The organism is Serinicoccus marinus DSM 15273 (assembly GCF_008386315.1).
Classification (GTDB): domain Bacteria; phylum Actinomycetota; class Actinomycetes; order Actinomycetales; family Dermatophilaceae; genus Ornithinicoccus; species Ornithinicoccus marinus.
Genome location: NZ_CP043808.1, coordinates 933,429 through 956,195 on the forward strand (window position 1 = coordinate 933,429; position 22,767 = coordinate 956,195).

Sequence of the window (22,767 nt, forward strand, 5' to 3'; positions counted from 1 at the left end):
GCCGGGGGTTCGGGCACCCTCTGCCGGGGCTTACACGGTCCGGGTATGCCGCCAACCGTCCGGTTGCTCATCCGGCGAGCTCCACGACTTCGGCGGCACAGCCCCAGCTGAGGGTCACGCCGGCGCCGCCGTGGCCGTAGCAGTGGATGACGTCACCCACCCGCTCGACCCGCACCTGCGGGCGCACCGGTCGCAGGCCGACGGCGTGCCGCAGCACCCGCGCCCCGGCGAGGGCGGGCACCAGCGCGGCGGCGCGCGCGAGGATGTTCTCGGCGGTGGCGGGATCGGGCTCGCGGTCCCGCTCGCCGGGCTGGTCGGTGCCGCCCAGCACGATGTCGTCGCGGGGGGGACGACGTAGGTCGGGCCGCCGGGCGCACCCGGGTCGAGCCACCACTGCTCCAGCCCCACCTGCTCGACGACCACCACCTGGCCACGGACCGGTGACAGGGTCGGGTCGGCGACGAGCCGCTCGGCGCCGAGCCCGGAGGCGTTGACGACCACGTCGACGCCCTCGTCCTCGCTCTCGGGCAGCCGGTCCAGGTAGGCCCGGGTCAGGGTGCCGCCGAGCTGCTCCAGACGCGCCGCCAGCCATCTCAGGTGCGTCCCCATCTCCGCCACGGGCGCCGTGAACCGCCAGCCACCGGCATACCCGGGCACGTCGGTGACGTGGGTGAGGTCGGGGACCGCGTCGGCCCACCACGGGTCGGGCTGTCGCGTGCGAAGCAGCTCGGTGCCGGAGCGCATCGCGACGCCGGTCGCCGGGTCCTGCGCCAGGTCGGCGAGGACGCCGTAGGTCGTGGCGGACCAGGCGGTGACCCGGTCCTGCGGGAGCGCGCGGTAGGGGTACCACAGAGCGGCGGCCACCGCGGAGGTCGTGGCCGGCGGCGGGTCGGCGGCCACGACGTCGACCCGGTGACCGGCCTCCAGCAGCCGGATGGCGCAGGTCAGCCCGACCACCCCGGCCCCGACCACCAGCACCGCTCGCATCGGCGCAGTGTGGCACAGCCCGACCGGTCCGGGCGGGGGAGCGGGAGGACCTGGGCTGGTCAGCCGCCGAAGTCGTCCGAGGCGACCTCGGAGTCGTCCTCGGCGATCGCGCGCACCACCCGCCGGGCGACCTCGTCCGGCTCGAGCCCGTCGGGAAGCTTCGGTGCCTCGCCGTGGATGGCGCGGTCGACCAGCCCGGTCTCGGTGTGCGGCGGCCGCACGTCGATGACCCGCACCTTCGCGCGCCGCAGCTCGGTCGCCAGCGCTCGGTCGAGGGCGGTGAGCGCGCCCTTGCTCGCGGAGTAGGCGCCCATGCCGGCCATCGGCCGCTCGGCGAGGATGGCGCTGAGGTTGACGACGAAGCCCTGCGACTCCTGGACCAGCGGCAGCAGTCGGCGCAGCAGGAAGGCGGGGCCGATGACGTTGGTGGCGAAGACCTCCTCGATCACCTCGTCGGGGGTGTCGACGAGCGCGCCGAAGGCGGCCACGCCGGCGGCGTTGACGACGCCGTCGAGCCCACCGAGGTGCTCCCGGGCGGCCTCGGCGACCAGGTCGCCCGCGCCCGCGTCCACCAGGTCGGCCACCACCACGGGGGCGTCCAGGCCGGTGTCGCGGAGCCGTTGCTCGTCGCGGCCCACGAGCAGCAGGCTGGCACCGTGGTCGGCGAGGTGCTGGGCGATGCGTGAGCCGAGGGCGCCGCTGGCACCCACGACGGCGACGCGCTGGCCGGAGAGGTCACGTGCAGGCATACCTCCACGCTAGACGCGCGGGCGTGGGCCGTCCTGCCGGGGCCTCACCGTGTGGGCTGACGACGGCGCGCGTGTGGCACGCTGGCGGCCGTGAGCACCGCTGAGCACGACCGCCTCGCCGACTCCGACGACTCGCGCGCCGCCTGGCGGCACTGGGGGCCCTACGTCTCGGCCCGGCAGTGGGGGACGGTCCGGGAGGACTACTCCGCCGACGGCAACGCCTGGGAGCACCTTCCCTTCGACCACGCCCACCTGCGCGCCTACCGCTGGGGCGAGGACGGCCTGGCCGGGCTGTGCGACGTCGACGGCTTCCTCAACCTGGGGCTCGCGCTGTGGAACGGCCGGGACGACCGGCTCAAGGAGCGGCTCTTCGGCCTGACCAACCCGCAGGGCAACCACGGCGAGGACGTCAAGGAGTACTGGTGGGCGCTGGAGGGGACGCCGACCCACAGCTACGCGTCGTGGCTCTACCGCTACCCGCAGGCGGCCTTCCCCTACGAGGAGCTGGTCCGCGTCAACGGCGAGCGAGCGCGGCGTGGCCGACGAGGAGTACGAGCTCGCCGACACCCAGGTGCTCGACGAGGACCGCTTCTTCGACGTCCAGGTCACGCACGCCAAGGCCAGCCCGAGCGACATCTGCGTCGAGATCACCGCCACCAACCACGGGCCGGATCCCGCTGCGCTGCACCTGGTCCCGCAGCTGTGGTTCCGCAACACGTGGAGCTGGGGGCTCGACGAACGTCGTCCGCGGCTGTGGGCGGGCGACCCGCGCGAGGGGTATGACGTCGCGATCGTCGGCGAGCACCACGAGCTGGGTCGGGTGCGGCTCTCGGGGTCGGCGGGCCCGGGCGCCGAGGGTGCGCAAGCCCGACTTCTCTTCTGCGACAACGAGACCAACGTCGCCGCGCTCTACGGCGAGGGCGCCGTCCGGGAGGGGACGACGGCCTACCCCAAGGACGCGATCAACAGGGCCGTCGTCCACGGGCACGCCGACGCCACCAACCCGGACCAGGAGGGCACCAAGGCGGCCCTGTGGTGGGCCTTTGAACAGGTCGCGCCGGGTGCGAGCGTGACGGTCCGGCTACGGCTGACCGATCTGGACGGGGAGCCTTCTCCCGCAGCGGGATTCGAGGACGTCCTCGCCGCTCGCCGCCGGGAGTGCGACGCGTTCTACGCCGCGGTGATCCCCGCCGGCACCAGCGAGGAAGACACCCTGATCGCGCGCCGCGCCTTCGCGGGGTTGCAGTGGGGCAAGCAGCTCTACCTCTACGACCTGCGTCGCTGGATCGAGGGAGACCCGGCGCAGCCGCCGCCCCCACCGCAGCGGCATACCCGACAGTCCGGCCGCAACACCCGCTGGCGGCACGTCAACCTCGCCGAGGTCATCTCGATGCCCGACGAGTGGGAGTACCCCTGGTTCGCCACCTGGGACCTCGCCTTCCACTGCGTCGCCCTCGCCCACGTCGACCCGTTCTTCGCCAAGTGGCAGCTGCTGCTCATGTGCCGCGAGTGGGTCATGCACCCCAACGGTCAGCTGGCGGCCTACGAGTGGAACTTCTCCGACGTGAACCCGCCCGTGCACCCCTGGGCCGCGTGGCAGGTCTACAGCATCGACGGCGGGCGGGACCGCGACTTCCTGCAGCGGATCGTGCTCAAGATGCTGCTCAACTTCCCGTGGTGGGTGAACCGCAAGGACTCCGAGGGCTCCAACGTCTTCGAGGGCGGCTTCCTCGGCATGGACAACGTCGGGCTCTTCGACCGCAGCGAGGCGCTGCCGGGCGGGCAGCGGCTGGAGCAGGCCGACGCCACGGCCTGGATGGGGATGTTCTGCCTCAAGATGCTGCGGATGTCGGCCGAGTTGGCGCGCGAGGACGACGCGTGGGACGAGGTGTCCACCAAGTTCCTCGTGCACTTCCTTGCGATCGCCGAGGCGCTGGACGACTTCGGCACGCACCACACCTCGCTGTGGGACGCCGAGGACGAGTTCTTCCACGACGTGCTCGTCGCTGACGACGGCACCGCGCACCGGATGCCGGTGCGCTCGATGGTCGGGCTGCTGCCGCTCACCGGCATCTCGATCGTCCCGAACTGGGTGGCGACCGAGCTGCCGGACCTCACCGACTTCTTCCAGGGATGGACCGAACGGCGCCCCGAGCTCGCCGACGCGCTCATCCACACCAACCACCGCGGGTATGCGCTGCGCACCCTGTCGCTCATCTCCCGGGACCAGTGGCAGGCGCTGCTGGCGCCGCTGCTCGACGAGGGCGAGTTCCTCGGGCCGCACGGGATCCGCTCGCTGTCCGCGGCGCACCGCGACGGGGTCGAGGTCGCCATCGCGGGGCACCACCTGTCGCTGCGCTACGTGCCCGGCGAGTCCGACTCGGGGATGTTCGGCGGCAACTCCAACTGGCGCGGACCGGTCTGGCTGCCGGTCAACGCGCTGCTGCTGGACGCCCTGCGGATCTACGGCCGCGGTGCCGGGGCCGGGGTCGAGGTGGAGTACCCCACCGGGTCAGGGCGCCGGATGGGGATGGAGCAGGTCGCGCACCAGGTCGAGGAGCGGCTGGTCTCGCTCTTCCGCCCCGGGCCGGACGGGCGGCGGCCCAGTACGCCGCGGCACCACCCGACCGGGCCGTTGTGGGACGCCCACCCGACCTTCAGCGAGTACTTCCACGGCGACGACGGTCGCGGCCTCGGTGCCTCGCACCAGACCGGCTGGACCGCGCTCGTGGCGCACTTCATCTGCGCGCCGGACGGCATACCGAACCGCTGACGCGTGGCGCTCAGGGTGAGCGGTAGGCGGTGACCGAGTGGTCCTGGGAGACGACCCGCAGCTCGGTGCCGTCCACCTCCACCTCGGCGCCGACGTGCATGGCCAGCGGCCAGGTGACGGTGTCCGAGCCGTCGGGCGTGCTGGGGTCGACGACGCCCACTCGGCTGACGCTGCGGCGCTCGCCGAGGGTCAGCACGTCGACCGAACCGGCGCCGTCGTCCCAGGTGACCAGGTCCTCCGGCGCCGGGCTCGCCTCGCCGGTCTCCAGGTCCACGACGAGCGCGTCCTCGCCGGTGCCGACCACGGCGGTGCCCTCGGTCCCGGGGAGCACGACGGGGCGCCAGCCGTCGAGCTGTCCCTCCGCGTCACCCAGCGGGAGCTGCCAGAGCGTCTCGCCCGAGCGCGGGTCCAGGCGGACGAGCTCCACGTCGAGGTCCTCCGCCTCCACGTCGCCGTCCCCGGCCACCACGGTGCCGGAGTTCCACCGGCACGCGAGCAGCGGCTCGTCCGCCGGCTCGCGGTCCGGCACGGCGATGTCGCAGAAGGCGTCCGTGCTCTCCTCCTTCCAGACGAGGGTCCCGTCGGCGGGATCGAGGGCGAAGGCGGCGTAGTCGGTCACGTCGATGGTCACGGTGTCGCCGGACCACGCGTCGCGGGTGCCCACCGAGGCCACGATCACTTCCTCGTCGAGGACGTCCTGGAAGGTCCATCCCGTGTTGGTCGAGGCCCCTTGGGCGATCACCTCGCCCAGGTCGAGGTCCCACAGCAGCTCACCGTCCACCACCCGGCCGATGTGCTGCCCGGTCTCGCGGGCCATCCCGAGCGAGCCGATGTCCTGCCAGCCGGGGAGGCCCTCGGCGGGGGCGTCCTGGAGCGTGCCGTCGTCGGTCAGCCGGACGTCCACGGACGGGCCGCCGCGGTAGACCTGGGCACACACGCGGTCCTCGTCCGCGGCGCACCGCTCCGGCAGGTCGGCGAACTCCTGCGGGTCGGTCCGCACGAGCACGTCACCGGACTCTGGGTCACGGACCTCGAGTCGTGCGAGGCGTGACGAGCCACCCTCGGCCGGGCTGAGCAGGACCACCTGCCCGTCGACGACCCGCACGCGCGCCCCGACTCCGGTGACGGCCGAGGACATCGTCGCCGGGGCCCGCCAGCGGACCTCCCCGTCGGCCGCGCCGACCGCGACGAGCTGCATCGCCTCGGCGACGAAGGCGTAGTAGAGCACCGTCGAGCCCTCCACCACCGGTGCGGACATCGGCTGCGTGACGATCTGCCACTGCTGCTCGGCGGGCTCGGCCACGGGTGGGCCGGAGGTGGTCGTGGCGGCGGGGTCGTCGGGGGCGCGCGAGGTCGACGCCGCGTCGTCGCGGGTCGGCTCGGTGGAGGTGGTGGCGTCGGTCTCGCCGGGGCTGCCGGTGCAGGCGGCGAGCACGACGGCGAGCAGGGCTGCTGCGGTCAGTGGCGTGCGGTTCCCCATGGCGACAGCCCAGCACAGGTCGGGCGCCGGTCGCAGAAGTTGTCCACAGTGATGCTGTTGGTGCCGTCGTTACGCTCGATGGAAGTCCCGCCCGGCTGACCCTGTTGTCCACCGGCTTGGTGCCTTTGGCCTGATCTGTCGCCGGACGGGGCGCACGCACCAGCCAGACGGATCGTGACCTGATAGGAGCCTGGCGTAGGCCTCGTCACTGTGCTGTCCGCCCGACCGGTGGTGCGTGTCCAACCAACTGGATCAGAGTCGGAAGGACGCCAATCATGGTGACATCTACCGTCATCGGCGGGGTCGACACCCACGCCGACACGCACACCCTGGCCGCGCTCGACGCCCAGGGCCGGCTGCTGGGCACCAGGAGTGTCCCGGCGACCGCGGCGGGTAACAGGCGAGCCCTGGGATGGCTGAGCTCGCACGGGCAGGTCGACCGCGTCGGGGTCGAGGGCACCGGGTCCTACGGTGCCCAGCTCGCCCGCTACCTCACAGCCCAGGACGTGGACGTGGTCGAGGTCGACCGCGCGGATCGCAAGCAGCGTCGTCAGCGGGGCAAGAGCGACCCGCTGGACGCCGAGGCCGCAGCCCGGGCCGTGCTGGCCAGGACGGCCACGACGACACCCAAGACGCGCACCGGGCCGGTGGAGTCGCTGCGCGCGCTGAAGGCGACCAAGAGGGCCGCGATGAAGGCGATGGTCGCTGCCCGCTCCGCCCTGGTGCAGCTGGTCATCACCGCGCCGCACTCGGTCCGCGAGCAGCTGCACGGACTCAGCGGCACCACCCGCGTCGAGGCGTGTGCGCGGCTGCGCCCGGACCGCGACCGCCTGCATGAGCCTGAGCAGGCGGTCAAGCTCGCGCTGCGCCGGACCGCTCGCCGCTGCCTGGTCCTGGCCGAGGAGATCGCCGAGGCCGACGCCGACCTCGACGCCCTGGTCAAGCACACCGCCCCCGGACTGCTGGACCACTTCGGTGTCGGCCCCGATACCGCCTCTCAGCTGCTCATCACCGCTGGTGACAACCCCGACCGCATCCGGTCCGAGGCCTCCTTCGCCGCACTGTGCGGGGTCAGCCCACTGCCCGCATCCTCCGGACGCACCGACCGCCACAGGCTCAACCGCGGCGGTGACAGGCACGCCAACGAAGCCCTCTGGCGGATCATCATGGTCCGTCTCGGCCACGACGACAGGACCAAGGCCTACCGGGCCCGACGCAGCGAGCAGAACCTGAGCAAACCCGAGATCATCCGCTGCCTCAAGCGCTACCTCGTCCGCGAGCTCCTGCCCACCATCCGCGCCGAACTCGCCCACGACACAGCCCCACCGCAAGCACCATCAACCCTCGATCCAGCCGCTTGACAGGTCATAGGAGCATCAGGGTCGGCATACCTGCGGGCGAGGAGGTGGCTCAGGCGTCCGGGGTCTGTGCGGTGGGCGGCGGCGCGGACCGTTAGCGTGGAGCCATGGCGAGGGTCACCCAGCGCAGGCGGGTGCGGCGGCTGCTCGCGGACGGGACGCAGCGCGACCGGGCCGACGTCGTGGCGGGGGAGGAGCCGCTGGAGATCCGGGTCGGCGGCCGGTCGTTCTCGGTGACGATGCGCACCCCCGGTGACGACTTCGACCTCGCCGTGGGCTTCCTGCACGGCGAGGGGGTCGTGGGGTCCTGGGCGGACGTCGCCCAGATCGACTACCGCTCGGGCATCGGCGCCGACGGGCTGCGGGACTACAACGTCGTCGACGTGCAGCTCGCCGAGGGCGTCGCGCCACCGGACCCGTCCCTGGAGCGGCACGTCTACACCTCCTCCTCGTGCGGCGTGTGCGGCACCGCCTCGATCGAGGCGGTGCGCCGCACCGGGACGCACGACCTCCGGGCCGACACGACGGCATACCCGCTGGCGGAGCTGTTGGCCCTGCCGGAGCGGTTGCGGGAGGCGCAGACCGTCTTCGACCGGACCGGTGGGGTGCACGCCGCGGGGTTGTTCCTACCCGGCGACGACGGCGAGCTGGGCCTGGCCTGCCTGCGCGAGGACGTCGGGCGGCACAACGCCGTCGACAAGGTCGTGGGGTGGGCCCTGCGCGACCGGGGTATGCCGCTGCGCGGCGCGGTCCTGCAGGTGTCCGGACGGGCGTCCTTCGAGCTGGTGCAGAAGGCGGCGCTGGCCGGCATACCGATGCTGTCGGCGGTCTCCGCCCCCTCCTCGCTCGCCGTCGAGCTCGCCGAGGAGACCGGGATGACGCTCGTCGGCTTCAACCGCGGCGAGAGCCTCAACGTCTACACCGGCGCCGGGCGCGTCCTGGCCGTCGGGGCCTGAGCAGGGCGGGGGCAGGCGAGGGCAGCTCCGTGGCCCCCGCACCCCAGCTGAGCAGAGAAGGGTGCCCGAGACAGGTGCAGCAACCCCTGCGCCGAGCGTGCTTCTCTGCTCAGGCGCCGTGGGCAGGGGCACCGACCGGGGCGCTCGGCCCGGCCTGTGGACGGTGGCGCCGGGCGTGGGCGCCACGGCATACCCTGGCTCCATGCCCGCGACCGACGACCTCGACGCCCTGATCCGGGCGGCCGTCGGGGGCGTCGGCGGCAGCGACCGACCGGGACAGCTGCAGATGGCGAGGGCGGTCGAGCGCGCGGTCGAGCGGGAGGAGCACCTGCTCGTCCAGGCCGGTACCGGCACCGGCAAGTCGCTGGCCTACCTCGTGCCCGCCATCGCGCACGCCGTCCGCACCGGCAAGCCCGCCGTGATCGCCACTGCCACGCTCGCGCTGCAGGCGCAGATCGTCGACCGGGACCTGCCCCGGATCGCGGAGGCCCTCGAGCCGCTGCTCGGGCGACGGCCGACGTTCGGGCTGGTCAAGGGCCGCTCCAACTACCTGTGCCAGCACAAGCTCGTCGGCGGCTTCCCGGACGACGACGAGGACGCGCTGCTCGCGATGGGCCAGGTGGACCGGGAGCGGTCCCGGCTCGGCGACGAGGTGACCCGGCTGCGTGAGTGGTCGGAGGTCACCGAGTCCGGAGACCGGGACGAGCTGGTGCCGGGCGTGACCAACCGGGCGTGGCGGCAGGTGTCGGTGACCGCGCACGAGTGCCTCGGCAGCCGCTGCCCCGTGGTCGCCGAGTGCTTCGTCGAGCGCTCCCGGGCGGCTGCCGCCGAGGTGGACGTCATCGTCACCAACCACAGCTTCATGGCGATCGACGCCTTCGAGGGGCGGTTCATGCTGCCCGAGCACGACCTGCTCGTCATCGACGAGGCGCACGAGCTGACCGACCGGGTCACCTCGACGATCACCGACGAGCTCGCCTCCTCCACCGTGTCGGCGGCGGCCAGACGGGCCGGCAAGAACGACGCCGCCGAGCGGCTGGCCGAGACCGCCGAGCTGCTCGAGGCCGCCCTCGCCGACACGCCCGAGGGCACGCTGGGCCAGCTGCCCGAGCGGCTGGTCACCGCGCTGCAGCTCGTCCGCGACGCCGCCCGCGCGACCCTGACCGAGCTGAAGCCGGAGAAGGGTGCCGAGCCGGACGGCGGCACCCAGGTCGCGCTCGCGGCGGTGCAGGACGTCTTCGACACCAGCGAGCGGGTGCTCGGCGAGGCCGAGCTCGACGTCGTGTGGATCAGCCACGACCAGCGGCGGGGAAGCGTGCTGCGGGTCGCACCGATGAGCGTGGCGATGATGGTGCGCGACAAGATCTTCGACGAGCGCACCGTGGTCCTCACCTCGGCCACCCTGGAGCTCGGGGGCACCTTCGACGCCGTCGCCGGGACCATCGGGCTGCGGGGAGTGGGCGCGCCGGCGTGGGAGGGGCTCGACGTCGGCTCCCCGTTCGACTACCCCCAGCAGGCGATCGCGTACGTCGCCCAGCACCTCCCGCCGCCAGGCCGGGACGGCGCGGGCACCGTCGTCTTCGACGAGATCGAGGCGCTCGTGCGCGCGGCCGGCGGGCGCACGCTGGGGCTCTTCAGCTCCCGGCGCGCGGCCGAGGCCGCGGCTGAGGAGATGCGGGGCCGGCTCGCGGACACCGACATCACGGTGCGCTGCCAGGGCGAGGACCAGCTGCCGACGCTGGTGCGCGAGTTCGCCGGTGAGGCGAGCACCTGCCTGTTCGGGACGCTCTCGCTGTGGCAGGGGGTCGACGTGCCCGGGTCGGCCTGCCAGCTCGTCCTCGTCGACCGCATCCCGTTCCCCCGCCCCGACGACCCGCTGACCTCGGCGCGCACCGAGGCCATCGGTCGGATGGGCGGCAACGGCTTCATGGCGGTCTCCGCCACGCACGCGGCGCTGCGCCTGGCCCAGGGGGCCGGCCGGCTCATCCGACGGGGCGACGACCGGGGGGTCGTCGCCTTCCTCGACTCACGGATGATGACCGCGCGGTATGCCGGCTTCCTGCAGCGCTCGCTGCCGCCGTTCTGGCCCACCACCGACACCAAGCTGGTCCTGGGTGCGCTGCGGCGGCTCGACGAGACGGCGCCCGAGCCGGTCCCCGTGGCCGAGCCCGGCGCACGGGGCCTCGGTGGGGCGCCGCTGGTGGGGAGCGGCACTGCGGTGCCGGTCGCACGCTCCCCGAGGACGGCCGTGACCGGTGGGCATGCGTGGAGCACCGAGCAGGACGAGGAGCTGCGCGACGGCGTGGACTCGGGCGTCGAGCTGGTCGAGCTCGCCGAGCACCTCGGGCTGGCCCCGGACCAGGTGGCCGCGCGCCTCAACCAGCTCGGGCTGGAGCTGGAGGGTGCGGACGCCGGCGGCCGCTGATCGGTCCTCCCGCCGGAGGATCGGAAGGACCCCCGTCACTGGTGGGCCTCCGGCGGGAAGACCGGGTCTGATGGGCGACGCGCCAGGACATACGACGGGCGACTCGGTCGCGTTCACGGCGACTTCTGTGCCGGCCTCTGCCACGGTGAGGAGACGCAGGGCGCACCGGCGTGGCGCTCGAGGCGGAGGGTGCGCCGCCCGGGTCCGAGGTCAAGCCTGAGCGTGATCGCCCACCCGTGGGGCACCGAGACCGTCCTCGTCATCGCCGGCGCCGAGCCCGGTGCGGCGTACGACGGCGTGCTCGTCACGGCCGCGGGAGATCAGGTCGTCTCGGGCAGCTTCCTCGGCACCGAGGAGCCGCTGGACTGCGAGATGAACGCCGCGGTCCGGCGCGCGGACGTCGCCGAGATCCTGCTGGTCGAGACGCGTGGGTCGACGTGGGCACGGGCCACGCTCCCGCCCGTGGACTGAGGTGTCGGTGGGCCGTGCCAGGCTGTGACCCATGACGGCAGACGCCCACGTCCCCGCCCTCGTGCTCGTGACGGGCCCCGAGGAGCTGCGGGCCGAGCGCGCGGTCGACTCGGTGCTCGTGACGGTCCGCGCGCAGGAGGCGGACGCGGAGGTGGTCCGGATCCACCCGGGGAGCTACCAGCCCGGCGAGCTCATGGTGCAGGCGAGCCCCAGCCTGTTCGGCGGCTGGAGCGTCATCGTGGTGCACGACCTGGACGAGGCCGACGACGCCCTGGTGCTGGACCTCGCGGGCTATCTGGACCAGCCCGCCGACGGCGTGACGCTCGTGGTGCTGCACAAGTCCGGCAACCGGGGCAAGCGGGTCCTCGACGCGCTCAAGAAGGGTGGCGCGCGGGTCATCGAGGCCCGGGCGGTCAAGACCGAGCGCGACAAGCACGACTTCGTCACCGAGGAGTTCCGGACGGCCCGGCGCAAGATCGCCCCCGACGCGGTGGGCGCGCTCGTGCTGGCCGTGGGCAAGGACCTGCGCGAGCTGGCCTCGGCCTGCGAGCAGCTCATCCGGGACGTGGACGGGCTCGTCGAGACCGAGGACGTCACCACCTACTACGGGGAGAAGGTCGAGACGACCGGCTTCCGAGTGGCCGAGGCAGCCCTGACCGGCGACGAGGCCGCCGCCATGGCGCTGCTCCGGCACGCGATGCTCGGAGGGCTCGACCCGGTGCCGATCGTGGCCGTGCTGGCCCTGCAGCTGCGCCAGGTGGGCAAGGTCGCGACCGCCGGCCGCGGCTCCTCGGCACAGCTGGCCCGCGACCTCGGGATGGCGCCCTGGCAGGTGGACGCTGCTCGGCGCACCAGCCAGGGCTGGGACGGCGAGCGGCTGGGCGCGGCGATCCAGGCGGTCGCGCGGGCCGATGTCGACGTCAAGGGAGGGTTGCGGACCGAGGCCGCCGTGCGCAGCCCCGAGCACGCGGTCGAGCGGGTCGTGCTGACCGTGTGCCGGCTGCGCAACCGCTGAGGAGCCGACTTGGGCGTGGCGCCGGCCGCTGCTAGCCTTGACCGTTGCGTGCGCGCTCGGTCGTGCGCGTTCGTGGATCTCTCGTGGACCTCACGCGAGATCACCGCACCACCCCCGTGCGCCGGACATCGCCAGGCATCCCCACGCCAGTTCGCCGGAGCGCGGGTGTCGCCCTCACGACAGCAGACCAACGACTGACCAGGAAGTTCTCAGTGGCAAACATCAAGAGCCAGATCAAGCGCGTCAAGACCAACGCCGCGCGCACCGCGAGCGCAACCGCGCCTACAAGTCCGAGCTGCGCACGTTCGTCCGCCGCTTCCGCGAGGCCGCGGACCGTGGCGAGGCCGGCGCTGCCGAGCAGGCCCTCCAGGCCGCCTCGCGCAAGCTGGACAAGGCCGTCTCCAAGGGCGTCATCCACAAGAACCAGGCCGCCAACAAGAAGTCGGCCATGGCCAAGCGCTTCAACTCGCTCGGCGCCTGAGCGCGACCGCCAGCGAGACGCAGCGGGCGTCCACCCCGACCGGGTGGGCGCCCGCTGCGCTATCATGAGGCGCACCATGGCGACCCGCTGCGAGCTTCTCCTGACCGGGCCGCGCTGAGCAGACGGCATACCTGCGAGCGCGGCCAGCCCCTCCTGCGTGAGGGGCTTTCGTCTGCACCGATCACGAGCGCCACCCCGCAGCGAGAACGAGACGAGAGACAGGCATGAGCGAGCGCATCCCGCAGCACCGCTACACCGCCGAGCTGGCCGGCCAGATCGAGCGCCGCTGGCAAGACCGCTGGGAGAGCGAGGACACCTTCGCCTCGGCCAACCCGGCCGGCCCCTGGGCCGACCCGGACGACCCCCGCCTGTCCGCCGGTCGTGAGCACCGCGTCGTCATGGACATGTTCCCCTACCCCTCCGGCTCCGGGATGCACGTCGGGCACCCCCTCGGCTACGTCGCCACCGACGTCTACGCCCGCTTCCTGCGCACCACCGGCACCAACGTCATGTACGCCATGGGTTTCGACGCCTTCGGGCTGCCCGCCGAGCACTACGCCGTGCAGACGGGTCAGCACCCGCGGGTGACGACCGAGGAGGCGATGGCGACCTACCGGCGGCAGATGCGGATGATCGGGCTCTCGCACGAGCCGCGCCGCACCTTCGCCACCATCGACCCGGACTACGTCCGCTGGACCCAGTGGATCTTCCAGCGGATCCACGACTCGTGGTACGACCCCGACGCGCCACCGCGGGAGGGGTCCGGCCAGTCGGGTCCCGGGCGGGCGAGGCCGATCGCCGAGCTGGTGGAGCAGCTCGCCTCCGGGGAGCGGCAGCTGCCCGGTGAGCGCCCCTGGGCGGAGCTGAGCGCGGCGGAGCAGGCCGAGGTCCTCGACAGCTACCGCTTGGCCTACGTCTCCTCGGCGCCGGTCAACTGGTGCCCCGGGCTGGGCACGGTGCTGGCCAACGAGGAGGTCATCGACGGCAAGTCCGAGCGTGGCGACTTCCCCGTCTTCCGGCGCAGCCTGTCACAGTGGATGATGCGGATCACGGCGTATGCCGACCGCCTCACCGACGACCTGGACCGGCTGGACTGGCCGGAGAAGGTGCGGCTGATGCAGCGGCACTGGATCGGGCGCTCCACCGGCGCCGAAGTCGATTTCCCGGTGCCGACGACCGCCGGCGGCACCGAGCCGGTGACGGTCTTCACCACCCGCCCGGACACGCTCTTCGGCGCCACCTTCATGGTGCTCGCCCCGGAGCACCCGCTCGTGGAGCAGATCACGCCCGACACCTGGCCGGCCGGCACGCAGGGGGCCTGGACCGGCGGTGCCGCCACCCCGCGCGACGCGGTGACGGCATACCAGCGGCAGGCCTCGAGCAAGAGCGACGTGGAGCGGCAGACCGAGGGGAAGACCAAGACGGGTGTCTTCACCGGGGCGTTCGCGACCAATCCCGCGACCGGGCGACCGATCCCGGTCTTCGTCGCCGACTACGTGCTCATGGGCTACGGCACCGGCGCGGTCATGGGTGTGCCGGGGCAGGACCAGCGGGACTGGGACTTCGCGCGTGCCCTCGACCTGCCGATCGTCCGCACCGTCGAGCCGACGCAGGGCCACCCCGAGGACGAGGCCTTCACCGGCGAGGGGCCCGCGATCAACTCCGCCAACGACGAGGTCAGCCTCGACGGGCTGGACGTCGCGCAGGCCAAGGAGCGCATGATCGCCTGGCTGGAGCGGGTCGGGAGCGGTCGTCCGACGGTGACCTACCGGCTGCGCGACTGGCTCTTTAGCCGGCAGCGCTACTGGGGCGAGCCCTTCCCGGTCGTCTGGGACGAGGACGGCGTCGCGCACGCCGGTGCCCGACGACCAGCTGCCGGTCACGCTGCCGGAGGTGCCGGACTACACGCCGCGGACCTTCGAGCCGGACGACGCCGACAGCCAGCCGGAGGCGCCGCTGGCGCGCGCCGGTGACTGGGTGCACACGACGATGGACCTCGGCGACGGGCGCGGCCCGGTGCCGGTCCGACGCGAGACCAACACGATGCCCAACTGGGCCGGGTCGTGCTGGTACTACCTGCGCTACTTGGACCCGGCCAACGCCGCGGCACCGGTCGACCCGGCGGTGGAGGAGTACTGGATCGGGCCGCGCGAGGAGACCGTCGCGGGAGCGCCCGCGGGCGCGGTGGACCCCGGCGGCGTCGACCTCTACGTCGGCGGTGTCGAGCACGCCGTCCTGCACCTGCTCTACGCCCGCTTCTGGCACAAGGTGCTCTTCGACCTGGGCTTCGTCAGCTCGGAGGAGCCGTTCCGTCGGCTCATCAACCAGGGGATGATCGAGGCCTACGTCTACCGCGACGAGCGGGGCTTCCCGGTGCCCGCGGCGGAGGTGGAGGAGCACCCCTCCGCCGACGGGGGAGCACCGGCATACACCTGGAACGGCGCGCCGGTCACCCAGGAGCAGGGCAAGATGGGCAAGTCCCTCAAGAACGTCGTGACCCCGGACGACATGGTGCAGCAGTACGGCGCGGACACCTTCCGCGTCTACGAGATGAGCATGGGGCCGCTGGAGCAGTACCGGCCCTGGGAGACCCGCGCGGTCGTCGGGAGCCAGCGGTTCCTGCAGCGGCTGTGGCGCAACGTCATCGACGAGGAGACCGGCGAGGTCACGGTCAGCGACGACGCCGACGCACTCACCCCCGAGGTGGAGAAGGCGCTGCACCGGACGATCGACGCCGTGGCGACCGACTACGCCGCGCTGCGCACCAACACCGCGATCGCGCGGATGATCGAGCTCAACAACCTGCTGACCAAGCTGGATCGCGTGCCCCGGGCGGTGGTCGAGCCGCTGGTGCAGATGGTCGCGCCGGTGGCGCCGCACCTGGCGGCCGAGCTGTGGGAGCGCCTCGGTCACGACGACCTGACCTACGCCGCCTTCCCCGAGGCGGACCCGGCGCTGCTCGTGGAGGACGCGGTCACCGCGGTGGTGCAGGTCAAGGGCAAGGTGCGCGACCGGCTGGAGGTCGCGGCCGACATCAGCGAGGCGGACCTGGAGCAGCTGGCGCTGGGCAGTGAGAAGGTGCAGCGCTTCCTCGACGGTATGCCGGTGCGCAAGGTGATCGTCCGGGCACCGAGCCTGGTCAACATCGTCGTCTGAGCACGCCGACCCTGGCCCGATGGACGTCGCCCTCCTCACCGACAGCGCGAGCTGTCTGCCGCCCGGTCCGCAGGACGGCGTGCCGCTGCACGTGCTGCCGCTGCACGTCATGGTGGAGGGGCGCCGCGGGGACTCGCGCGAGGTCACGCAGGCCGAGGTCGTCGACGTGCTGCGCGCCGGACGCGAGCGGGTCACGACCAGCCGGGTGTCGCCGGGGGAGTTCGTCACCGGTTACCGCGCACTGGTGGCGGCCACCGGCTGCCGCCGGGTCGTGTCGGTGCACCTCTCGGGCCGGCTGAGCGGGACGGCCGAGGCCGCCGGGCTGGCGGCCCAGGAGCTGGCCGATGAGGTGGAGGTCCGGGTGGTCGACGCGCGCACCGTCGGGCTGCCGCTGGGCTGGGCCGCGCTGGACGCCGCGAGCCTGGCGCGCGAGGGAGGGAGCCTGGAGGAGGTGGAGCGCCTGGCCCGGGAGCGGGCCTCCGGGGCGCGGGCGTGGTTCTACGTCGACAGCCTGGAGCACCTGCGCCGGGGTGGCCGGCTGGGTCGGGCGCAGGCGGTCCTGGGCTCGGCCCTGGCGATCAAGCCGTTGCTGGGGGTGGACGACGGGGAGGTGGTGCTCGCCGAGCGCGTGCGCACCCGGGGCCGCGCCTTGGCCCGGCTCGGCGACCTCGCCGCGCAGGCGGCCGAGCGGGTGCGCGAGGACGGCGGGCGCCCCCGGCTCGGTGTGCACGAGCTGGGGGCCGAGGAGGCTGCGGGCGACCTCGCGGCCGCGCTGGCCCGGCGGGTCGGGGTCGAGCCGCAGATGGCACCGCTGGACCCCGGGGTGGGCGTGCACACCGGCCCGGGGACGCTGGGTGTGGTCGTGGCCCACGGCGGCTGAGCCGTCGTCCACACCCTGGGGCGCCCGACGCTTCCGTCCACAGATCTGACGCGCCCTCTCCCGAGCCGGGCCCGGGACTCCTAGCGTGCGGCGTATGGGGGACGACGACGCGCACACCGGGCGGCACCGGACGGGACGAGGGGTGGCGGTCCCGGACGCCGGCGACGTGGACGTCGGGCCATCGGCGCCGGGCCGGGTGTCGGTGGCGGACGGGATGACTCGCACCACCCCCGGAGACGGGGCGCGGGGTCGGGGCCGGGACCCAGACCCGGACCCAGAACCGCACCTGGAGGCGGACCCAGCCGCGCACGGCGTGCTCGTGGCGGTGCCCGGCGCGGGTCACATGGCCCAGATCGGGGTCGGCGCCCGCGCGGTCGGCGGGATGGTCCTGGTCGTGGTCCTGGTGCTCGGTGTCCTCGGCGGTCGCTGGTGGTGGGTCGAGCAGCGCGCGACAGCGGTGCCCGCCACGGCCGGGTGGGCCGAGGACGGCTCCGCCGGCGCCCAGGAGGGTCCCGGGCCGGACGCGGGCGGGGAGGCCGCTGTGCAGCCGACCGCGATGCCGCCGGGCGGGTCCTCGCCCGCCGGATCGACGCCGGCCGGTGCGGCACCGGGTGGCCAGGCGGCGACCGCTGCCGAGACCGCCCCGGGCCCGCTGCTGGTCCACGTCATCGGACAGGTGGCCGCCCCCGGTGTGGTCGAGCTCGAGGCAGGAGCCCGGGTGGTGGACGCCGTCGACGCGGTGGGCGGGCTCACGAGTGAGGCCGATGCCGGGTCGGTCAACCTCGCCCGTGCCGTCGTCGACGGCGAGCAGGTGTGGGTGGGTGCTCCGGGGGAGGACCCGCCGCCGGGCTGGGTGGCGGGGGCGCCAGCGACCGGGCCGGGGCCCGACGGTGACCCGGGATCGCAGGGGGCAGGGTCGGCCTCGGCGCAGGCACCGACGGAGCTGCTCGACCTCAACACCGCGACCCAGGCCGACCTCGAGGAGCTGCCGGACGTCGGCCCGGTGACCGCCGGCCGCATCCTGCAGTGGCGCGAGGAGCACGGCGCCTTCACCGCGGTCGCCGAGCTGCTGGAGGTGAGCGGGATCGGGGAGCGGACGCTAGAGCAGCTCGAGCCACTCGTCACCGTCGCTGGATGAGCGCCCGCGACGCGCAACAGGCGGCGGTGCACGACGTCCGGCTCCTGCTGCCGGCGCTCACCGCCTGGGCCGTCCTGGTGGCGGTGCTCGGCGGACCACGATGGGTCTCCTCCCTCGTCGCCTCGGTGGCCCTGGTCGCCTCGCTGGCCCTGGTCGTCCCGCGGTGGCCGAGCGGCCGGTCGCGCCGACACGTGGTCCGGGCGCGACCAGGGGCTGGGCGTGGCACCTCTCACCACCGGCGAGGTGCCTCGACGCGGGGTTGGCGCCGCGTGCTGGCCCTCTGCGCCGCGGCGACCGCGCTCGTGGTGGGAGCGGCGAGCCTGCACCTGGCCGCCGCGCGGGCCGGGCCGGTGCCGGGCTGGGCGGGGGAGGGAGCGGTGACGACCGCTCAGGTGCTCGTCACCACCGAGCCCCGGCTCGTCTCCCGGGCCGACGAGCGCGACCCGCTGGTCGTCCTCGAGGGGCGGGTGGTGCGCGCCAGCGCCCGCGGCGAGACGACGCGACCGGCGACGCCGGTGGTCGTCATGGCGACGGCGGGGCAGGGGTGGGCGGACGGGGCCGTGGCGTGGCGCAGCGTCGTCGAGGTGTCGGGCCGGTGGTCACCGGCTCGACCCGGCGAGCGCGCCGTCGCCGTGCTCGTGCCCCGCGGGCCGCCCACGGTCGTCCAGCGACCGCCGGCGCTGCTGCGGGGTGTCGACCACGTGCGCGCGAGCTTCCGCGAAGCGGTCGACCCGCTGCCGACCGACGCCCGGGCGCTGGTCCCGGGGCTCGTCGTCGGGGACACCTCGCTGACCCCGCCGGACCTCACCCAGGTGATGCGCGACACCGGCATGACCCACCTCAGCGCGGTCAGCGGCAGCAACGTCGCGATCGTCGTCGGCGGCGTGGCCCTGGTTGTCGCCCGTGCGGGGGCGCCGCGTCGGTGGCGCCTGCCGCTGGTGCTGGCCGGGCTGGTCGGCTTCGTGCTGCTGTGCCGCCCCGAGCCCTCGGTGCTCCGGGCCGGGGTGATGGGCGGTGTCGCGCTGGTGGCCCTCGCCCACGGCCGGCGCCGGGCCAGCCTGCCGCTGCTCGGTGGTGCGGTCGTCGTGCTGCTGTGCGTCGACCCGTGGCTCGCGCGCTCCTTCGGCTTCGCCCTCTCCACCCTGGCCACCCTGGGTCTCGTGCTGTGGGCCCGGCCCTGGGGTCTCGTGATGGCGGGAGTGCTCCCGCGGTGGGCCGGCCTGCCGGCCCGGGCCGCGGCGGTGCCCCTGGCCGCGCAGGTGATCTGCGCCCCGGTCATCGTGCTGCTGCAGGGCGACATCACGACCGTGGCCGTGCTGGCCAACCTGCTGGCGGCACCGTTGGTGCCGCCCACCACGATCCTCGGTCTGCTCGCGGCGCTGCTGGCCCCGCTGTCCACCCCGGCTGCCTCGGTGCTGGCCTGGGCGGCGGCCGTGCCCGCGTGGGCGATCGGGCGGATCGCGCGGCTCGGCGCCCGCGCCCCGCTGGGCAGCATCGAGTGGTGGGACGGCGCCCTGGGAGCGTGGACGCTCGCCGTCCTCACCGTCGTCCTGCTGGCCACCGGCCCCCGCCTGCTCCGGCTCGGCCTGCGGCACCCCTGGAGTGGTGCCGCCGTCGTCTGCGCCCTGCTGGCCTCGGCCCTGCCGGTGCCCGGTCTGCGCGGTTGGCCCCCGCCGGGCTGGGTGGTCGCCGGGTGCGACGTCGGCCAGGGGGACGCCTTCGTCGTGCGCACCGCCCCCGGTCGCGCCCTGGTGGTGGACGTGGGCCCCGAGCCCGACGCCGTCGCGGCCTGCCTGCGCGACCTGGGTGTGCGGCAGGTCGACCTCCTGGTGCTCACCCACTTCCACACCGACCACGTCGCCGGCCTCCCCGGTGTGCTGCGCGAGGCGCGCGTGCGGGACGCGGTCGTGACCCCGGTGCGTGACCCCCCGCAGGTGGCCGAGGCGACGCTGACCGCGCTGGCGGAGGAGGGCATACCCGTCCGTCCGGCCCGGGTCGGTGACCGATGGGAGGTCGGCGACGTGCGCGCGACCGTGCTCTGGCCGTCCTCGACGCCACCGGTGGCGGGTTCGGCGGCCAACAACGCCAGCGTCGTGCTGGACGTCGACGTCGGCGGGACCGCGGTGCTCCTCACCGGCGACCTGGAGCCGGAGAGCGCGCGGCAGCTGCGGGCCGCGACCCAGGGGCGCGACTACGACGTGCTCAAGGTCGCGCACCACGGGTCGGCGGCGCAGGACGAGCGGCTGGTCCTGGCGGCCGACCCGGAGATCGCCCTCGTCGGGGTGGGGGAGGACAACGACTTCGGGCACCCGGCGCCCGGCGTGCTGAGCCTGCTCTCGGACGCCGGGGCGGTGGTCCTGCGGACCGACCTGCACGGCGACGTCGCGGTCGTCCGTGACGCCCGGGGACGGCTGGTGCCGCACGCGCGGGAGTGAGGTCCCGAGGGCGTCGTGGGCAGCGGGCTCAGGCGTGGGTGGTGACGTGCGCGCAGGGCGAACCGCCCAGGTCGCGCGCGCTGTGGCACAGCGCGTCGAGGGTCGCCGCCACGGCGGGGACCCGCTGCAGGTCCGGGGTGGTGACGACCTGGACGGTCCGCCGCGACGGCGGGGACACCGGCCGGACGACGACGTCCGGGTGCGAGACGGTCGAGAGGATCAGCTGCGGCACGAGCGCGACCCCGAGCCCGGCCGCGACCAGGCCGAGGACGGCGACGTAGTCCTCGGTCTCGAAGGTGACGTCGGGGTCGAAGCCGGCCTCGTCGGCGAGGGTGAGCAGGTGGCCACGGCAGCGCGGGCAGCCCGCGATCCACCGGTCGGCCGACAGGTCGCCCAGGTCCACCTCGTCCTGCCCTGCCAGCGGGTGGTCACCGGGCAGGACGAGCATCACCGGGTCGTCCAGGACGTCCATGACGACCAGCCCGTCGAGGTCGTCCTCGCCGCGTCCGGCGTCGGTCCCCTCGTAGGCGAAGGCGACCGCGAGGTCCACGGCACCGGCGCGGACCGCCGCCAGCGACTCCGGCGGCTCGGCCTCACTGAACTGCACGGTGACGGCGGGGTGGCTGCGGCGCAGCTCGGCCAGGGCGCGCGGCACGAGGGTCGCCGAGGAGGAGGGGAAGGCCATGAGCCGCACCCGGCCGGCCTTGAGCCCGGCGATGGCGATGACCTCGGCCTCGGCCTCGTCGATGCGGTCCAGGATCTCGCCGGCACGGGTCGCGAGCAGCTGCCCGGCCTCGGTGAGCCGCACGGTCCGGCCGATGCGCTCCACCAGGGCGGTGCCGGCACGCTGCTCCAGGCGGCGGACCATCTGGGAGACCGCGGGCTGGGTGTAGCCGAGGGAGGCCGCGGCCGCCGTGAAGGACCCCTCGTCGGCGATGGCCCGCATCACGCGCAGCCCTGCGGCGTCGAACATACCCCGATCATAGGCGGCAGCAGGTCGTCACCTGCCCGACGCCGACACCCGCCGCGTCGTTCACGCCGGCGTCACCCGGTGCCGGTCTGCTGGAGGCGTGCTCCCCGCGTCAGCGCACCAGTCCCCGTTCCACGGACCTCCGCCCGCCGACCCGGTGCTCGCCCAGCTGGAGGCCGCCCGGGCCACGGCTCATCACGGGCCGTCGGCACGCCGACCGAGGCGGGGCAGCGCCCTGTGCCTGTCCGGGGGCGGCTTCCGTGCCGCCCTGTTCCACCTCGGTGCCGTGCGGCGCCTCGATGAGCTCGGCGTCCTGGGCTCCCTGCGCAGCCTCAGCGCGGTCTCCGGCGGGGCCGTGCTGGCCACCCTGCTGCTGCACCCTGACCTGGAGTGGCCCGACGCCGACGGCGGCACCGGACCCGGCGGCGGACGCGTCGGCGGGCTGGAGGAGCTCGTCGCAGCACCGCTGCTCGCCCTCACCCGCCGCAACCTGCGCACCCCGGCGCTGCTGTCGCGGGTCAGCCCCCGCGGCTGGGGTCGACCGGACCCGAGCGTGCAGGTGCTGGCTGACGAGCTCGAGCGCGCGGTCCCGTGGTGGGGCACCGACCTGCGCGAGCACCGCCGCCGAGGTGGCCCCGTGGTGCTCACCGGGGTGACCGAGATCGGCTACGGCGTCTCCTGGCTCTTCGCCGACCCCCGGTCGGCGGGACCGCGCGGCCGGATCGGCGACCACCGCCTCGGGCACGCCGCCCCGCCGCCGGGGCTGCGGCTGGTCGACTCCGTGGCCGCCTCCTGCGCCTACCCGCCGTTCTTCGGCCCGCTGGAGCTGGACGGTGCCGACCTCGGGCTCACCGGCGGTGCGGCCGACCCGGACGAGCCGGAGGCGGTGCGTGAGGCGATCCGACGCCGCATCCAACTGGTGGACGGCGGGGTCTACGACAACCTCGCCCTGGAGCCGGTGTGGTCCGACCACGCGACGGTGCTGGTCAGCGATGGTGGAGCGGTCTTCGGAGGGCGACCGGCAGGGTCGGTGCTCAGCCGTCTCGGGCGGCTGCTGTCCATCGCCTCCAGCGGCGGGCAGACCGCGAGGCTGCGATGGTTGCGGGCAGGCTTCGCCGCCGGCACGCTCGCGGGGGCGACGTGGTCGCTGGACTCGCCCGCCGACCTGCGGCGCGGGTCCGGTCCCGGCTCGCCGGGACCGCTGCTCGACGGGTATGACCCCGAGGTCGTCGGGGCGATCCACCGGGTGCGGACCGACCTGGACGCCTTCAGCCCCGAGGAGCAGATGGTCCTGTGCCGGTACGGCTACCTCGTGGCGGACGCCTCGATCCGGCGGCACAGCCCGCAGGTGGTGCGCCGCGACGCGGCGCTGCTGCCGCCCCACCCGCAGGTCGCCGCGGGCGCCGACGCCCTGTCCGCGCTGCGCGACTCCGGTCGGATCACCGCCCTCGGGCGGCGCTGAGCGACGGGGTGTGCCGCACAGCGGGCGCACA

At 74.3% G+C, this 22,767-nt stretch carries 14 protein-coding genes and 3 pseudogenes; 13 read left to right on the plus strand and 4 right to left on the minus strand.

The genetic code is table 11. The features are described 5' to 3' along the window. Positions 1-67: 67 nt before the first annotated feature. Positions 68-987, minus strand: a pseudogene (locus FU792_RS04530) (FAD-dependent oxidoreductase). Between the two features lie 59 nt (positions 988-1,046). Further along, positions 1,047-1,736: an SDR family NAD(P)-dependent oxidoreductase gene (locus FU792_RS04535; RefSeq protein ID WP_022924142.1), complete on the minus strand. Its 690-nt coding sequence runs from the start codon at positions 1,734-1,736 to the stop codon at positions 1,047-1,049. Between the two features lie 90 nt (positions 1,737-1,826). On the opposite strand from FU792_RS04535, the gene FU792_RS19115 reads away from it, so the two are divergent. Both FU792_RS19115 and FU792_RS19120 read left to right on the plus strand, forming a co-directional pair. Beyond that, complete coding sequence (locus tag FU792_RS19115; RefSeq protein ID WP_420876859.1) at positions 1,827-2,519, plus strand: hypothetical protein; 693 nt, start codon at positions 1,827-1,829, stop codon at positions 2,517-2,519. Positions 2,520-3,126: 607 nt separating this feature from the next. Next, complete coding sequence (locus FU792_RS19120) at positions 3,127-4,509, plus strand: MGH1-like glycoside hydrolase domain-containing protein (protein WP_420876870.1); 1,383 nt, start codon at positions 3,127-3,129, stop codon at positions 4,507-4,509. Between the two features lie 10 nt (positions 4,510-4,519). On the opposite strand, the gene FU792_RS04545 is transcribed toward FU792_RS19120, so the two are convergent. After that, positions 4,520-5,989, minus strand: coding sequence for a PQQ-binding-like beta-propeller repeat protein (locus tag FU792_RS04545; RefSeq protein WP_022924140.1), 1,470 nt, complete (start codon positions 5,987-5,989; stop codon positions 4,520-4,522). 275 nt (positions 5,990-6,264) lie between these two features. Here FU792_RS04545 and FU792_RS04550 point away from each other — a divergent pair, with 275 nt between their 5' ends. The 10 genes and pseudogenes from FU792_RS04550 to FU792_RS04595 all read left to right on the plus strand — a co-directional run bounded on the left by FU792_RS04550 (position 6,265) and on the right by FU792_RS04595 (position 20,304). Further along, entirely contained in the window at positions 6,265-7,350 is a 1,086-nt protein-coding gene (locus FU792_RS04550; RefSeq protein WP_149814571.1) for an IS110 family RNA-guided transposase, read from the plus strand. A gap of 104 nt (positions 7,351-7,454) precedes the next feature. Then, positions 7,455-8,303, plus strand: a complete 849-nt coding sequence (gene fdhD / locus FU792_RS04555; protein WP_022926214.1) for a formate dehydrogenase accessory sulfurtransferase FdhD — start codon at positions 7,455-7,457, stop codon at positions 8,301-8,303. Between the two features lie 202 nt (positions 8,304-8,505). Next, positions 8,506-10,728, plus strand: a complete 2,223-nt coding sequence (locus FU792_RS04560) for an ATP-dependent DNA helicase (protein ID WP_028131244.1) — start codon at positions 8,506-8,508, stop codon at positions 10,726-10,728. A gap of 222 nt (positions 10,729-10,950) precedes the next feature. Continuing rightward, a complete protein-coding gene (locus FU792_RS04565) occupies positions 10,951-11,199 on the plus strand; it encodes a hypothetical protein (RefSeq protein ID WP_022926212.1) in 249 nt (82 codons plus the stop codon). Positions 11,200-11,230: 31 nt separating this feature from the next. Continuing rightward, positions 11,231-12,214: a DNA polymerase III subunit delta gene (gene holA / locus FU792_RS04570; protein ID WP_022926211.1), complete on the plus strand. Its 984-nt coding sequence runs from the start codon at positions 11,231-11,233 to the stop codon at positions 12,212-12,214. Positions 12,215-12,426: 212 nt separating this feature from the next. Next, positions 12,427-12,695: pseudogene (gene rpsT, locus FU792_RS04575) on the plus strand (30S ribosomal protein S20). Between the two features lie 224 nt (positions 12,696-12,919). Beyond that, a pseudogene (leuS, locus tag FU792_RS04580) lies at positions 12,920-15,851 on the plus strand (leucine--tRNA ligase). Positions 15,852-15,870: 19 nt separating this feature from the next. Further along, positions 15,871-16,731: a DegV family protein gene (locus FU792_RS04585; RefSeq protein WP_028131243.1), complete on the plus strand. Its 861-nt coding sequence runs from the start codon at positions 15,871-15,873 to the stop codon at positions 16,729-16,731. Between the two features lie 94 nt (positions 16,732-16,825). After that, positions 16,826-17,869 (plus strand): ComEA family DNA-binding protein, encoded by a 1,044-nt coding sequence (locus FU792_RS17705; protein ID WP_022926208.1) that lies wholly within the window; start codon positions 16,826-16,828, stop codon positions 17,867-17,869. Beyond that, positions 17,866-20,304, plus strand: coding sequence for a ComEC/Rec2 family competence protein (locus FU792_RS04595; RefSeq protein ID WP_149814572.1), 2,439 nt, complete (start codon positions 17,866-17,868; stop codon positions 20,302-20,304). Before FU792_RS17705 ends, FU792_RS04595 begins: the two co-directional genes overlap by 4 nt. 28 nt (positions 20,305-20,332) lie before the next feature. On the opposite strand, the gene FU792_RS04600 is transcribed toward FU792_RS04595, so the two are convergent. Then, a complete protein-coding gene (locus tag FU792_RS04600; RefSeq protein WP_022926206.1) occupies positions 20,333-21,277 on the minus strand; it encodes a LysR family transcriptional regulator in 945 nt (314 codons plus the stop codon). Between the two features lie 97 nt (positions 21,278-21,374). On the opposite strand from FU792_RS04600, the gene FU792_RS04605 reads away from it, so the two are divergent. Beyond that, positions 21,375-22,736: a patatin-like phospholipase family protein gene (locus FU792_RS04605; RefSeq protein WP_022926205.1), complete on the plus strand. Its 1,362-nt coding sequence runs from the start codon at positions 21,375-21,377 to the stop codon at positions 22,734-22,736. Positions 22,737-22,767: the final 31 nt, after the last annotated feature.